Genomic DNA, 14,711 nt, shown 5'->3' on the forward strand with positions numbered 1-14,711 from the left:
CCCTAGCGAGCACGAGAGGACGCAGAGCGTCCAAGCTCCCCGGTTACGACGCAGAGCGTCGTAACCAGAGATGCGCCACCGCCACCGAACGGGACGAAGCCGTCGGAAAGCGACTGCCAACCCCAAAAGCAAAAAAGGCGAAAACGCCGACCGAAGAGAGACGTCTTCGCCTGGAGCCTGAAGCCTGCAGCCCACGCTATAATCCCCCGCCCCCCCTTCAGGCCCTCGCCCATGAACCCCCGTCTCGTCGCCGCCCACGTCCTCGCCCCGCTGCTCGCCGGGCGAGGTTCGCTCTCCTCGCTGCTGCCCCCCGCCCTGGAGAAGGTGAAGGCCGCCGACCGCGGCCTGCTCCAGGAGCTCTGCTACGGGGTGCCGCGCCATTACTTCACCCTCGACCACCTGCTCGACCGGCTGCTGGAGCGCCCCCTCAAGGCGAAGGAACGGGAGGTGCGCGCGCTGCTGCTGGTCGGCCTCCACCAGATGCTCCACCTGCGCATCCCGGACCACGCGGCGGTGGGCGAGACGGTGGCCGCTGCCCGCAAGCTGGGCAAGCCGTGGGCCGGGGGACTGGTCAACGGGGTGCTGCGCAACTTCCAGCGCCGCCGCGACGAACTGCTCGCCGCGCCGCTCCCGGAAGAGGCGGAGCTGAACCACCCGGGCTGGCTGATCGAACGGTTGAGAGCGGCGTGGCCGGGGCAATGGCGCGAGATCGTCGCGGCCAACGACCGCCATCCGCCGATGACCCTGCGGGTCAACGCCCTGCGCGGCGACCGCACCGGCTACGCCCGGCGGCTGACCGACGCCGCCATCGCCGCCCGCCCCGTTCCCCATACCCACCAGGGCCTGCGCCTCGACCGCCCCCACGACGTAACGGCGCTGCCCGGCTTCGCGGAGGGGGCGGTATCGGTCCAGGACGGCGCCGCCCAGCTCGCCGCCGAACTCCTCGACCCGCAGCCGGGCGAGCGGATCCTCGACGCCTGCGCCGCCCCCGGCGGCAAGACCGGCCATCTGCTGGAGCACCAGCCGCACGCGGAGGTGACCGCCCTGGACAGCGACCCGGAGCGGCTGAAACGGGTAGAGGAGAACCTGACGCGGCTCGGCCTGGATGCGACCGTGGTCGCCGCCGATGCCGCCGATACCGCCCGCTGGTGGGACCACCGGCCATTCGACCGCATCCTGCTCGACGCCCCGTGCAGTGCCACCGGGGTGATCCGCCGCCACCCCGACATCAAGCTGCTGCGCACCCCCGACGAAGTGGCCCGGCTGGTGGCGGAGCAGGCGCGGCTGCTCGATGCCCTGTGGCCGCTGCTGGCGCCGGGCGGCACCCTGCTCTATGCCACCTGCTCGGTGCTGCCGGAGGAGAACGAGGCGCAGATCGACGCCTTCCTGCAACGTACCGTCGACGCCGAAGAACGGCCCATCGAGGCCCCCTGGGGCCACCCCCGCCGCCATGGCCGCCAGCGCTTCCCGGGTGAGGACGACATGGACGGCTTTTACTACGCGCTCATCGGGAAGCGCTGAAGCGGTGCATCGGAAGAGCCGTGCCCACCGCGGCGCCGAACCCCGGCTTACGGAGCGGTGCCGACTGAAAGGCTGTGGCGCGCGCGGCACGCCCTATAGGGCGCGCCGCGCGCGCCGTGGTGAGCGGAGCCCGCTTGATTGACGGCCCTACCTCCTCTTCTGCGAAGTGCCGCCGTTATGCACAGCGGGCACAACCTACCCCACTAGTGGACAACCCCCGCCGCCGCGGCCCTCCCCTCCGCCTGCTGCCGCACCGGCAACCCCCACTCCGCCACCACCGCCCCCTGATCGACCATGTCGACGAAGGCGAACAGATGGTCACGATCGAGCGCCAGATTGATCCCCTGCTGCTCCCCCACCGCAAAGGTGAGACTGAGCGCATCACCGTCGAGCAGACGGGATTCGATACGCGAGGCGAGCAACGGCACCTCCCCCATCGGGTAGCCGACGGCCTTCGCCACGTACTCGCTGGAGAGGTTCACCGTAGAGCGGGCGTGCTCACGCTGGAACGCCTTCACCCGCTCCCGGTCCAACGGTGCCGTGACCGGCAGCTCCACCGTCGCGGGTGAGGCCGGCGCGGCGGCGACCGGCGAGGGCGATCGCCCCGCCAGCACCTGATCGACCATCCGCTCCACCGCACTATCGAGCACCTGCTGCAACAGCCGGGTGAAGCGGCGGGTGAGCCACACCCGGATCTCGTTGCCCTCGCTGGTGCGGATGAGCAGCAACAACCGGTCCTCGGCCGACTCATAGCGCAGATTCAACTGATGCAGCCCATTCACGGCGGCCCCTCCCACGACCCTTGATGCGGGCATGGTAACAAGCCCCCAGCGAACTGCGAAGGCGGCGACCGGTGCGCCGGCGATTCGCCGATCGGTGGCGGGAAGAGTAGGATAGGCCCCTCCCCGCCACGCCGCCCGCCACCGATGCGCCTGCTGATCGCCCTCACCCTGCTCTTCGCCTGGAGCGCCGCCCCCCTGGCCGCGGAGGGGGAGTTCGCGGTGCGCGACGCGCGGGTGGTCGCCAGCGGCGAGAAGTACCTGCTCGACGCCGACCTCGCCTACCGGCTCTCGCCGCCGGTGGTCGAGGCCCTGGAGAGCGGTGTGCCGCTGACCATCCGGCTGGAGGTGGAGGTGCTGCGCGAGCGCACGCTGCCGTGGCCGGAAAGGGTGGCGGCACTGTCACTGGCCTATCGCATCGCCTTCCACCCGCTCACCGAGCAATACCTGGTGACCCACCGGGCGAGCGGCGCCCAACGCGCCTACAGCAGCCGCTATCAGGCACTCGCCTCCCTCGGCGCGGTGCGCGGGCTACCGCTGATGGGGCACGCCACCCTGATCGAGGGGGAGCGCTACCGGGCCCGGCTGCGGGCGGTACTGGACCTGGAGGAGCTGCCGACGCCGTTGCGCCTGGTGGCCTATTTCTCCCCCGCCTGGGGACTGAAGAGCGAGTGGTATCAATGGCCGTTGAACTTCTGAGACGGCTCACCTCCGGCCCACGGCCGGTGGTCCTGCTGGTGCTGCTGCTGCTCGCCTCGCTGTCGCTGATGAGCGACGCGACCCGCGGCTCGGCCCACTTCAGCGCGCTCTTTTCGCTGCTGATGGTGGTCAACGTTCTCGGCCTGCTGATCCTGCTGGCGCTGATCGGTCGCCACTTCGCCCGGTTGGTGCGCCAGTATCGCGCCCGCGAGCCGGGCTCGCGGCTCACCGCGCGGCTGGTGCTCACCTTCGTGCTGCTGGCGGTGCTACCGCTCACCGTGGTCTACTCCTTCTCTTTGCAGTTCCTCCACCGCGGCATCGACAGCTGGTTCGACGTGCGCATCGAACAGGCCCTGGAGGACGCCCTGGCCCTCGGCCGCGGCGCGCTGGACGCACCGCTACGCGAGGCGCTCAACCGCTGCCAGGGGATGGCCGACCGGCTCGCCTCGGTGAACAACAACCTGGCGGCGCTGACCCTCGACGAGATGCGCCACACCAGCGGCGCCCAGGAACTCACCCTGATGCGCTCCAACGGCCAGGCGATCGCCTCCTCCAGCGCCGACCCGCTCTCCATCGTCCCCGACCTGCCGGGCGAGGGGGTGATGATCCAGTTACGTCAAAGCGGCAGCTACGTCGGCCTGGAGGCAGCGCCCAATCGCGGCCTGCTGGCCCGGGTGGTGGTGCGGGTGAGCGGCGCCGGGGTGGGCAGCGAGGACCGCCTGCTGCAAGGGCTCTTCCCGGTGAGCGAGCGCGACAACACGCTGGCCACCAACGTCGAGCAGGCCTATGGCCAATACAAGGAGCTCTCCTATCTGCGCAAGCCGCTCAAGTACAGCTTCACCCTGACCCTCTCGCTGGTGGTGCTGCTGTCGCTGCTCGCGGCGGTGTGGGCCGCCTTCTTCTCCGCCCGCCGCCTGGCCAAGCCGGTACGCGACCTGGCCGAAGGCACCCGCGCGGTGGCCGGCGGCGACTACGACACCCGGCTCCCCCCGGCGGGCAACGACGAACTGGGCGTGCTGGTCGACTCCTTCAACTGGATGACCCGGCGCCTCGCCCAGGCACGCGACGAGGCGAGCGAGAGCCAGCGCCAGTTGGCCGCCCAGCACGCCTACCTGGGGACGGTGCTCGGCCGCCTCTCCTCCGGGGTGATGACGCTCACCGACGACCTGCGTCTGCACACCGCCAACGCCGCCGCCCATCAAGTGCTGGGACTGGAGCTCTCCTCGCGCATCGGCGCGCCACTTGCCGCACTGGCCGGCGAGTTCGGGCACATCGAGCCGTTCTGCGAGACCCTCGCCCGCCGCTTCTCCAGCGACCCGGGCGACTGGAGTGAGATGGTCACCCTGTTCGGCGGCGGAGGACGTCAGGCGCTGATGCTGCGCGGCACCCGCCTGGCCGACGCCCCCGGCGGTTTCGTGGTGGTCTTCGACGACCTCACCGCCCTGATCCAGGCCCAGCGCAACGCCGCCTGGGGCGAGGTGGCGCGACGCCTGGCCCACGAGATCCGCAACCCGTTGACCCCGATCCAACTCTCCGCCGAGCGGCTGCGCCACAAGCTCGCCGGCACCCTCGGCCCCAAGGAGGGGGCGATCCTGGAACGCTCCACCCACACCATCGTCCAACAGGTGGAGGCGATGAAGGAGATGGTCAACGCCTTCAGCGACTACGCCCGCGCGCCGCAGATGGAGCTGGAACCCCTGGATCTCAACGAACTGATCACCGAGGTGCTGGAACTCTACCGCGGCACGACCCGGCTGGAGCTGCGCCTGACCGACGGGTTGCCGCCGGTGGAGGGCGACGCCGGTCGGCTGCGCCAGTTGCTGCACAACCTGGTGAAGAACGGCCAGGAGGCGATGGAGGGGGTCACCCGCCCGCTGCTCACGGTGACCACCCGGGCCATCGACGAGGCCACCTGCCGCGGCATCGAACTGGCGGTGGAGGACCGCGGCCCCGGCTTCCCGGAGGCGCTGTTCGACCAGTTGTTCGAGCCCTACGTCACCACCAAGCCGAAAGGCAGCGGCCTCGGGCTGGCGATCGTCAAGAAGATCGTCGAGGAGCTCGGCGGCATGATCCGCGCGGAGAACTTGGTCGGCGGCGGCGCGCGAATTATCATCCGACTGCCGGTCCCGAGCGGCGGCGCGGTCGCGGAAGAATGAAGAGCGAAAAGTTCAACGCAAAGGCGCAAAGGCACGAAGGACGCAAAGAATGAAGAAGACTCAATCCCCGGTGGAGGCCGGTTCTCCACCCTCCACCGTCACCCCCTTCGCGCCTTTGCGCCTTCGCGTTGGATGTCCTTCCGTCAACGAGGGGGAAACGCCATGACCGCACCCTACATCCTGGTGGTCGACGACGAGCCCGACATCCGCAACCTGGTCCAGGAGATCCTCGCCGACGAGGGCTACGAGGTGGCGGTGGCGGAGAACGGCGCCAGCGCCCGTGAGCGGCGCCGCGACCGCCGCCCAGACCTGATCCTGCTCGATATCTGGATGCCCGACACCGACGGCATCACGCTGCTCAAAGAGTGGAACGAGGGCAACGCCCTCCACTGCCCGGTGATCATGATGTCGGGCCACGGCACGGTGGAGACCGCGGTGGAGGCGACCCGGCTGGGCGCCTACGACTACCTGGAGAAGCCGCTCTCGCTGGCCAAGCTGCTGCTCACCGTCGAGCGCGCCCTGGAGGCTGACCAACTGGCCCGCGAGAACCGCGGCCTGCGCAGCCGTACCGAGACGGTGATCGAACCGGTGGGCAAGGGGGCGGCGATGCAGGCGCTGCGCGAACAGGTGCGGCTGGTCGCCCAGCGGGAGACCGCGGTGCTGCTGATCGGCGAGGCGGGCAGCGGCAAGGAGACCTTCGCCCGCTACCTCCACGCCCTCAGCCCGCGGGCCGACGCCCCCTTCGTCGAGGTGCCGGTGGGCACCATCACCGGCCAGAACTCCGCGCTCGAGCTGTTCGGCTCCGAGGAGGGGGGACGGGTCCACTTCGGCCGGCTGGAACAGGCCAACGGCGGCACGCTGTTCCTCGACGGCATCGCCGACATGGAGATGCAGACCCAGACCCACCTCGCCAGCGCCCTCCAGGGCCAGGGCTTTCTGCGCCTCGGCGGCTCCACCGAGGTGCGCACCGACGTGCGGCTGATCGCCTCCACCCAGCGCGACCTGGAGGAGGAGGTGGCGGCCGGGAACTTCCGCGAGGACCTCTACTACCAGCTCAACGTGGTGCCCATCGTCCTCCCGCCGCTGCGCGAGCACTGCGAGGACGTCCCCGAGCTGCTCAACTACTATCTCAACTGGTTCGCCGACCACGACAAGCTGCCCTACCGCCGCTTCTCGGTGGCGGCCCAGAACCGCTTGCGCAATCACGGCTGGCCGGGCAATATCCGCGAGCTCAAGAATCTGGTGCAGCGGCTGCTGATCCTCTCCAACCAGGAGGAGATCGGCCAGGAGGAGGTGGAGCAGGCCCTCGGCAGCGTCCGCCCCGCCGGCGACGAAGGGGGCGGCCTCTCCCCCGCGCTCCTCGACCAGCCCCTGCGCGAGGCCCGCGAGGCCTTCGAGAAGCTCTACCTGGAGCACCAGCTGCGCGAGGTGGGCGGCAACATGAGCCAGCTGGCCAAGCGCGCCGGCATGGAGCGCACCCACCTCTACCGCAAACTGCGCGCCCTCGGCATCGACCCCAAGGAAGTGGTCGGCTGAGGCCCTCCGATCCAGAAGAAGATTTGTCCGCAAATGAACGCAAATGAACGCAAATTCAATGCGGGCGGGCGCTTCGCGCCCAGCCCGCGGCGTTCCCTCCCGCTCACACTTTCGGGGAACCGGACCATGCCTCCGCCCACCCACCTGCCTCAGCAATCCCCCGATTTCTCTTCCATTTGCGTTCATTCGCGTTCATTTGCGGACAATACTCTTCACCAGCACGGGCACGGCGCATGAAGATCATCATCCTCGGTGCCGGCCAGGTGGGCTCCTCGGTGGCGGAGAACCTCGCCAGCGAGGCCAACGACATCACCGTCGTCGACAACAACGAGCATCTGCTGCGCGACCTCCAGGACCGCCTCGACCTGCGCACCGTGGAGGGCCACGCCTCCCACCCCGACGTACTGCTGCAGGCCGGCGCCGAGGACGCCGACATGATCCTCGCGGTGACCAACTCCGACGAAACCAACATGGTCGCCTGCCAAGTCGCCTACACGCTCTTTCACACCCCGCTGAAGATCGCTCGCGTGCGTGCCGCCGACTACCTCGCCCACACCGCGCTGTTCTCCCACGACGCACTACCGATCGACGTGCTGATCAGCCCCGAGCAGCTGGTCACCGACTACGTCACCCGGCTGATCGAACACCCCGGCGCCCTCCAGGTGCTCGACTTCGCCGACGGCAAGGCGCGGCTGGTGGCGGTGCGCGCCTACGCCGACGGACCGCTGGTCGGCCACGAGCTGCGCCAGTTGCCCCAGCAACTGCCCAAGGTGGAGGCGCGGGTCGCCGCCATCTACCGCGAGGACCACGCCATCATCCCCGAGGGCGACACCGTCATCCAGGCCGACGACGAGGTCTTCTTCATCGCCGCCTCGAAGGACATTCGCGCGGTGAAGGACGAGCTGACCCAACGTGAGCGCGAGGCCCGGCGGGTGATCATCGCCGGCGGCGGCAACATCGGCCGGCGGCTGGCGAAGGGGCTGGAGGGACGCTTCCAGGTCAAGCTGATCGACCACAACCTGGCCCGCGCGCGCAGCCTCTCCGAGGAGCTGGAGCGCTCCATCGTGCTGTTCGGCGACGCCGCCGACGAAGAGCTGCTGCTCGAAGAGAACATCGACTCCACCGACGTCTTCTGCGCCCTGACCAACGACGACGAGGCCAACATCATGTCGGCGATGCTGGCCAAACGGCTCGGCGCGCGCAAGGTGATGGCGCTGATCAACCGCCCCGCCTACGTCGATCTGGTGCAGGGCGGCATCGTCGACATCGCCATCTCCCCCCAGCAGTCGACCATCGGCTCGCTCCTCACCCACGTACGCCGCGGCGACGTGGTGGTAGTGCACAGCCTGCGCCGCGGCGCCGCCGAGGCGATCGAAGCGATCGCCCACGGCGACCCGCGCACCTCCAAGGTGGTGGGCCGTGCGGTGGACGAGATCAAGCTCCCTCCCGGCACCACCATCGGTGCCATCGTCCGCGGCGACCAGGTGATCATTGCCCACCACGACACCGTGGTCGAGGCCGAGGACCACGTCATCCTGTTCCTGGTCGACAAGCGCCGGGTGCCGGAGGTGGAGGCGCTGTTCCAGGTCGGCATCACGTTTATATGAAGAGGAAAGAGGAAAGAGGAAAGATAAAAGTCCGAGGGGGACTGCCGCGGAGGGACTGTAGTGGAATTCGTCCACTTCCCGGTACGAGGTGAGGGTGTGGAGACAAGGCGTTCCGGGGGCTCCCACCAAATTCGGTACCTCTCCGCCCCCCTCTGACTTTCCTCTTTTACCTTTCCTCTTCAACCAAAATGCAACCCGCCGCCATCCAACGCATCTTCGGCCTGCTGCTGGTAGTCTTCAGCGTCACCATGCTGCCACCCGCGGTGGTCGGGCTGATCTACGGCGAGAGCATCACTCCGTTCGTCGATGGCTTCGTCTGGATCCTCGCCATCGGCATCCTCTGCTGGCTGCCGGTCCGCCGTGAGCGACGCGAGCTGCGGCTGCGCGATGGCTTCATGGTGGTGGTGCTGTTCTGGACCGTCCTCGGGCTCTCCGGCGCGGTGCCGCTGCTGCTCTCCGATGAACCGGCGATGGGGTTGGCCGACGCGGTCTTCGAATCGCTCTCCGGGCTGACCACCACCGGCGCCACGGTGATCATCGGCCTCGACGAGCTGCCCCGCTCGATCCTCTTCTACCGCCAGCAGCTGCAGTGGCTCGGCGGCATGGGCATCATCGTGCTGGCGGTGGCGGTGCTGCCGATACTCGGCGTCGGCGGCATGCAGCTCTACCGCGCCGAGACCCCCGGCCCGATCAAGGACAACAAGCTCACCCCGCGCATCACCGAGACCGCGAAGAGCCTGTGGTACATCTACCTGGGGCTGACGCTGGCCTGCGCCGCCGCCTACTGGGCCGCCGGCATGAACGGCTTCGACGCCCTCGCCCACAGCTTCTCCACCGTGGCCATCGGCGGCTTCTCCACCCACGACGCGAGCATGGGCTACTTCGACAACCCGCTGGTGGAGCTGATCGCGATCCTCTTCATGTTCATCGCCGGGATCAACTTCGCGCTCCACTTCGTGGCCGCCCGCTCGCTCACCCTCACCCCCTACCGGCACGACCCCGAATTCCGCTTCTACGGCCTGCTGCTGTTCGGCATCGCGCTGATCACCTGCGCCTATCTGTTCCACACCGAGACCGCCGACCAGCTCGACGAGGCGCTGCTGCTGGGGGTCTTCCAGGCGGTCTCGATCGGCACCACCACCGGCTTCACCACCGCCGAGTACCACCACTGGCCCGGATTCCTGCCGGTGCTGCTGCTGCTCACCAGCTTCGTCGGCGGCTGCGCCGGCTCCACCGGCGGCGGCATGAAGGTGATCCGCTTCGTGCTGCTCTACAAGCAGGGCTTCCGCGAGATCACCCGGCTGATCCACCCCTCCGCGCAGATCCCGGTGAAGCTCGGCAGGAAGGCGGTCTCGCCGCGGGTGGTCGAATCGGTGTGGGGCTTCTTCTCGCTCTACGTCACCAGCTTCTCGGTGATGGGACTGATGCTCGCCGCCACCGGCCTCGATCTGGTCACCGCCTTCTCCGCGGTGGCCGCCTGCCTCAACAACCTCGGCCCCGGCCTCGGCGAGGTCGGCGCCAACTACGCCGGCCTCAACGACACCGCCAAGTGGGTGCTCTGCTTCGCCATGCTGCTCGGCCGGCTGGAGATCTTCGCCCTGCTGGTGCTGTTCACCCCGGCCTACTGGCGCAAGTAGACATTGGCCTACCCGGGAAGGCCGGCGCCGGTCCCGACGGCGAGGTCCGCCCACCGGCCCCCGGCCGCGTCGACGGCGTGCAGGTACCGCTCCCCTGCCCGTAGGTCGGCGCTACCGCGCCGACGCGAACGAAGGCAGCAGACCCAATGCCGTGATGCCCCTTCCGAACGGGATGTCCCGTTCGGAAGCACGGCAGATCCCCAAGCACACGATGCCTCCGTTCTGCCGGAGCGGATCAACGGCCGCTTCGAGCGCAACATGAACAGCCGCCAGCGCTGCGCCACCGACAACGACCCGGCCGAGTGCGACAACAACCCGGTAATGCGGGGGCTGATCACCCACATGGAGTGGCTCACCCGCAGCACCACAAGAAGCCCCCCGAGCCGACCACCATCTCCAGCTACCCGACGAGCTTCTCCGGCGACAGAGCGACACCGCCCAACCCCACGCGGAGCGTCGAACAGGAGGCAGGATTCCCGGAGGCGCATGAGGCCCCCTCTCCGTCATTGAGCGCCCCTTCCTTTTTGGGGTAGCTTGTGGCCAGGGAAGGGGGACGAATATGGGAATCGTAGGACGAAAGCTGGAGCGCCAGGCCTTCAAGGATGCGCTCAATGGGGGACGCAGCCTGCTGTGGCAACTCTACGGCCCCAGCGGCATGGGCAAGAGCACGCTGCTGGAGCGGTTCAAGGAGGAGTGCGCCACGCGGGGGACGCTCTGCCTCCACCTCGACGGCGAACTGCTGGCGGCGCTACAGGGGACGCGCGACGCCCTCTCCGCCGCCGAATTCTGGCTGGCGGTGGAGGTGGTGGAGATGCAGCGCTGGCTGCGCCACCCCTTCCCCCGGCTGCAACTCCTCCTCGCCCGCAAGCTGCCGCTGGAGACCCCCGCGGCGGTGGAACAGGCGCTCAAGGCCGCCGGCCTGCCGCAACAGGCCCTGCTGCTGCTGCGACTCCTCCTCTCCGGCCTGCGCTGGTTCCGCGGCCGGCTCGCCGAACAGGCGGAGCGACGCCTCACCGAAGCGCTCGCCAAGGAGCTGAGACGCGGGGCGGTGGTGTGGCTGGTGGACAACCATGACCTCGCCTCCAGCGTGCTGATCGAGACCCGCAGCCTCAGCAACCACCCCGACGGCACCCTCCACTGGGTGCCTCCCGCCGCCGCTGCGGTCCAGACCCTCTCCCTGCGCCACTACCTGGAGCGCTGCCACCGCCACCTGTGGCGCGACCCCGGCCCGCTGGTGACGGTGGTGAGCGGCCGCTCGCCGATGCCCCCCTTCGGCCAGGAGGCGGCCGGCTGCCTGTACAGATCCGGCGAGCTCCACGGGCTGAGCGCCGACCATATTCAGCAAGCGTTCCGCTACGACGAAGACGATGCATTCGCCGCCCTTGAAAGCGAGGAGGAGACCATCGGCGAGCGGCTGGCGGAGCGGGTAGCCCGGCTCTGTCACGGCAACCCCCTGCTGGTGGAGCTGTCGCTGCGGCTGATCCAGGAGGGGCTCGACGACGGCGCGCCGCCGCCCCGCCTGTTGGAGGAGTGGGAGACGCTCAGCCGACGCTTCCTGCGCGACCCCCAGCGCGGCCTTCACCACTACCTCAACGACCGGCTGCTCAGCCGAGTCACCGACCTGGCCGCCGTGGCCGAGGCGCCGTGGCGGCTCACCTTGCCCCTGCGCCTGACGGACGACCCTGCCCTGGAGGCACGGCTCTTCCCCGCGGCGGCGGGCAGCGGGCGGCTCTTCCCCCGGCTGGTCGAGGTGGGGCTGCTGCTCCCCCCGCAGTGGGCGGGCCACCCCTACCGCCTCCACCGCGTCACCCGCGCCGTCCTGGAGGCCACCGTCGACGGCCATGAGGCGGAGCGCCGATCGCTCCATCAGGCACTGGAGGCCCACTTCCGGGAGACCGACCCGGAGGCGGCCGCCTACCACCGCCTGGCGGGCGCGGAGCGGGAGCGATTGACAGCCCTCGGAGTCACCCCCGAACACTACTGGGAGTCGATCCTCGGCCACCCCGGACTGGGAGCGAAGCAGCGGGAGAGCTGGCGCCTGGAGCCGCTGCCCGACGACAAGGGGCTGAAGCGGCGCCTCGCCATCCTGCGCCAGGCCGACTCCCTCCAACTGGGCGAGGGGATGTGCGGCGACGCCGACGCCCTGTTGCGCCAGGAGCTGCGCGAGGGTGGCCTCACCGGGGAGCAACTGCGCGACCCCGAGGCGCTGCAGGCGCTCCGCGACCGCGCCCCGGAACTCTCCGACCTCCACTGCCTGCTCGGACTCCGTTTGGAGGGCGAGGGGGAGCAGACGGCGGCGCTGGAGAGCCAGCGCGAGGCGACCCGTGTCAACCCGGCCCACCCCCGCGGCTGGTATGAGCGCGGGCGCCTCGCCCTGGCGAGCGGCGCCCGCGGCGAGGCCCGCGACGCCCTCGGCCGCGCGCTGCGCCTGGGGATCGGCGCCCCTTTCCGCCCCTGGGCCGAGGGACACCACCACTGGCTCCACGGCCGCCCCGAGGCGGCGGCGCGGAGCCTGGAGGCGCTCCGGGCCCGACACCCCGACACCCCCGGCCTCGCCCTCGACCTCGCCCGCCTCTGGCTCTCCCTGCACCACCCGGCGCGCGCCCTGGAGCGGCTGGCGACGGTGCCGGCGGAAGGGAAGGCGGCGCGGCTGACGGCCCTAGCGGAGGGGCGGCTGGAGACGCCGCGGAAGGCACAGGCGGTATCGACGGAGCCCGTGGCCGAGACCGCCCCGACATCCCCACCGCCTCGCACCGCCACGCTGCCCAGTCTCAACGCGCTGGGCGCGGCGGAGAATGGAGAGGGGAGCAACGAGGAGCCGCCAACGGTGCTTTCCAAAGAGGGGCGCGAAGCCCTGAGACGGCAAGCACGGGCGGACTACGATCGGGGCGACTACCGCGAGGCGGAACGATGCTTCTATCGGCTGCTCCACGCGGATCCCTCGGACGCCGGCTGCTGGAATGGCCTCGGAGCCACCCTTCTCGAGATGGGACGCCACCGCGAGGCCGAGTCGGCCTGTTGCGAGTCATTGGACATCGACCCGCTCAGCACCAACGCGTGGATCGACCTGGGCAACGTCCTTTACGAGCAGAGACGGCACCCCGAAGCCGAGTCGGCCTACCACGAGGCGTTGGACATCAACCCGTTCAACGCCAGCGCCTGGAACAACCTGGGCAACATCCTTTCCTCACAGGGGCGTCACCGCGAGTCAGAGGCGGCCTGCTGTGAGGCGCTGGACATCAACCCGTTCAACGCCAGCGCCTGGAACAACCTGGGCAACATCCTTTCCTCACAGGGACGTCACCGCGAATCAGAGGCGGCCTGCTGTGAGGCGCTGGACATCGACCCGCACGACGCCAACGCCTGGGGCAGCCTGGGCAACGCCCTTAATGGGCAAGGGCGTTACCACGAGGCCGAGGCAATCCTCCGCGAGGCGCTGGACATCAACCCGCTCAGCTCCTCCACCTGGAACAACCTGGCCGGCGTCCTTGTTGGGCAAGGGCGTTACCACGAGGCCGAGGTGAACCACCGCGAGGCGTTGGATATCGATCCGCTCTACGCCAACGCTTGGCATAACCTGGCGTTAACCAAGCAGCGCCAGGGGGAAGAGCAGTGGGCGCAACACCTGCTGGAGCTGGAGCGCGCCGTGAGAGCGGTGAATCAGGGGGTCGCCGACGTGGAGCAGCGGTTGCTCTGCGCTCGTGAGGCGCTGGCGTTTCACCGCCGTTGGGAAGCGGTGGCGGACCTGATGGAGGGGGTGCTGACGGAAAAGCCGGATCATCCGGCGGCCCACGCCCTCGCCGCCGAGGCGGCCCTCGCCCTCGGCGAAGAGGCGGCGGCGCGGCGCCACTTGGCGTGGCTGGAGGGGTACGAGGGGGAGCACCCGGAGGCCGCCCGCCCCCTGGCGCTGCTCCACCTGGAGCGGGGCGACCGCGCCGCGGCCCGCGCCCGCCTGCGCCAACACCGCAAGGCGTTTCCCCCCGACGACTACCGCGGCTGGATGGAGCTGGCGGAGCTCCTCCGGCGGGCGGGGGATGGCGGGGAGGTGGAGGCGTGCGCCGTGGAGGCCACCCGCCTCGACCCCTGGCGCTGGGAGCCGCGCTATCTCTCCGCCCTCGCCGCCTGGGAGCTGCGCGGCGACCTGCCCGCCGCCGAGGCGCCGTTGGAGGAGCAGCGGGAGCGGGGGCGTTGGCCCGCGCCCATGGCGCTGCTGGCCGCCCGCCTCGCCTTCGTCAGCGGCGACTTCGCCCGCTGCCGCCACGAGCTGGCGGCGCTGGAGTCCGCCCGCGACCTGGAGGTGCTGGACCAGGAGGAGCGCGCCTGCCTGCGGGAACTCCAAGGGGCGGCCCTGTGAGGAGAGACGTAGACGACCACGCCCAGTCCTGGGCGAAAAAGGGCGATGTCTGAATTACGTGTGGCAATCGATAGCTGGCGCTGCGACCCACTGTAGGAGCGGCCCCCAGGCCGCGATCACGACGGAGTGAGGCGCCTCGATTTGGCAGGTGGCAGGAACGGACATGGCGCCCGGCTTCCGCATCCTGCTCACGCCAAGTACCTACATCCCTGTAGGCAATCGCGGCCTAGGGGCCGCTCCTACGTTCGAGGGACGTCGCAACACGCCGCCGCCTGACTCTCTGCGCCGCACTCCTCGTGCACGCCTGTTGGGCTTCGCTACGCTCAACCCAACCTACGAGCTGTAGGAGCGGCCCCTAGGAGCCTGTCGGACTATGGATTAATCGGCCGCGAAAGCGGGATGGCGGCCCCACTTTTCCGAAA

The 14,711-nt window shown here is 69.7% G+C and carries 8 protein-coding genes; 7 read left to right on the top strand and 1 reads right to left on the bottom strand.

Annotated elements, in window-relative coordinates:
• Positions 1-231 precede the first annotated feature (231 nt).
• A complete protein-coding gene (gene rsmB / locus ACYQ2W_RS22790) occupies positions 232-1,521 on the top strand; it encodes a 16S rRNA (cytosine(967)-C(5))-methyltransferase RsmB (RefSeq protein ID WP_459872670.1) in 1,290 nt (429 codons plus the stop codon).
• A gap of 203 nt (positions 1,522-1,724) precedes the next feature.
• Here rsmB and ACYQ2W_RS22795 read toward each other — a convergent pair whose 3' ends face one another.
• Positions 1,725-2,303, bottom strand: coding sequence for a hypothetical protein (locus ACYQ2W_RS22795; protein ID WP_459872672.1), 579 nt, complete (start codon positions 2,301-2,303; stop codon positions 1,725-1,727).
• Positions 2,304-2,447: 144 nt separating this feature from the next.
• On the opposite strand from ACYQ2W_RS22795, the gene ACYQ2W_RS22800 reads away from it, so the two are divergent.
• The 6 genes from ACYQ2W_RS22800 to ACYQ2W_RS22825 all read left to right on the top strand — a co-directional run bounded on the left by ACYQ2W_RS22800 (position 2,448) and on the right by ACYQ2W_RS22825 (position 14,289).
• Positions 2,448-2,999 (top strand): DUF4390 domain-containing protein, encoded by a 552-nt coding sequence (locus ACYQ2W_RS22800; RefSeq protein ID WP_459872674.1) that lies wholly within the window; start codon positions 2,448-2,450, stop codon positions 2,997-2,999.
• The gene (locus ACYQ2W_RS22805) at positions 2,981-5,155 is read left to right on the top strand and encodes a sensor histidine kinase (protein ID WP_459872676.1); all 2,175 of its coding nucleotides are present in this window, start codon (positions 2,981-2,983) and stop codon (positions 5,153-5,155) included. The genes ACYQ2W_RS22800 and ACYQ2W_RS22805 overlap by 19 nt, the downstream gene beginning before the upstream one ends.
• 162 nt (positions 5,156-5,317) lie before the next feature.
• A complete protein-coding gene (locus tag ACYQ2W_RS22810) occupies positions 5,318-6,691 on the top strand; it encodes a sigma-54-dependent transcriptional regulator (RefSeq protein ID WP_459872678.1) in 1,374 nt (457 codons plus the stop codon).
• 233 nt (positions 6,692-6,924) lie between these two features.
• Positions 6,925-8,298, top strand: a complete 1,374-nt coding sequence (trkA, locus tag ACYQ2W_RS22815) for a Trk system potassium transporter TrkA (protein ID WP_459872680.1) — start codon at positions 6,925-6,927, stop codon at positions 8,296-8,298.
• 188 nt (positions 8,299-8,486) lie between these two features.
• Entirely contained in the window at positions 8,487-9,935 is a 1,449-nt protein-coding gene (locus ACYQ2W_RS22820; RefSeq protein ID WP_459872682.1) for a TrkH family potassium uptake protein, read from the top strand.
• A gap of 559 nt (positions 9,936-10,494) precedes the next feature.
• A complete protein-coding gene (locus tag ACYQ2W_RS22825) occupies positions 10,495-14,289 on the top strand; it encodes a tetratricopeptide repeat protein (RefSeq protein WP_459872684.1) in 3,795 nt (1,264 codons plus the stop codon).
• The last annotated feature ends 422 nt before the right edge of the window (positions 14,290-14,711 follow it).

The organism is Endothiovibrio diazotrophicus, assembly GCF_054657215.1.

Excerpts from the sequence above, each read along its gene's own strand:
- rsmB (WP_459872670.1), top strand. The coding sequence starts at position 232 with ATGAACCCCCGTCTCGTCGCCGCCCACGTCCTCGCCCCGCTGCTCGCC.
- ACYQ2W_RS22800 (WP_459872674.1), top strand. The coding sequence starts at position 2,448 with ATGCGCCTGCTGATCGCCCTCACCCTGCTCTTCGCCTGGAGCGCCGCC.
- ACYQ2W_RS22805 (WP_459872676.1), top strand. The coding sequence starts at position 2,981 with ATGGCCGTTGAACTTCTGAGACGGCTCACCTCCGGCCCACGGCCGGTG.
- ACYQ2W_RS22810 (WP_459872678.1), top strand. The coding sequence starts at position 5,318 with ATGACCGCACCCTACATCCTGGTGGTCGACGACGAGCCCGACATCCGC.
- trkA (WP_459872680.1), top strand. The coding sequence starts at position 6,925 with ATGAAGATCATCATCCTCGGTGCCGGCCAGGTGGGCTCCTCGGTGGCG.
- ACYQ2W_RS22820 (WP_459872682.1), top strand. The coding sequence starts at position 8,487 with ATGCAACCCGCCGCCATCCAACGCATCTTCGGCCTGCTGCTGGTAGTC.
- ACYQ2W_RS22825 (WP_459872684.1), top strand. The coding sequence starts at position 10,495 with ATGGGAATCGTAGGACGAAAGCTGGAGCGCCAGGCCTTCAAGGATGCG.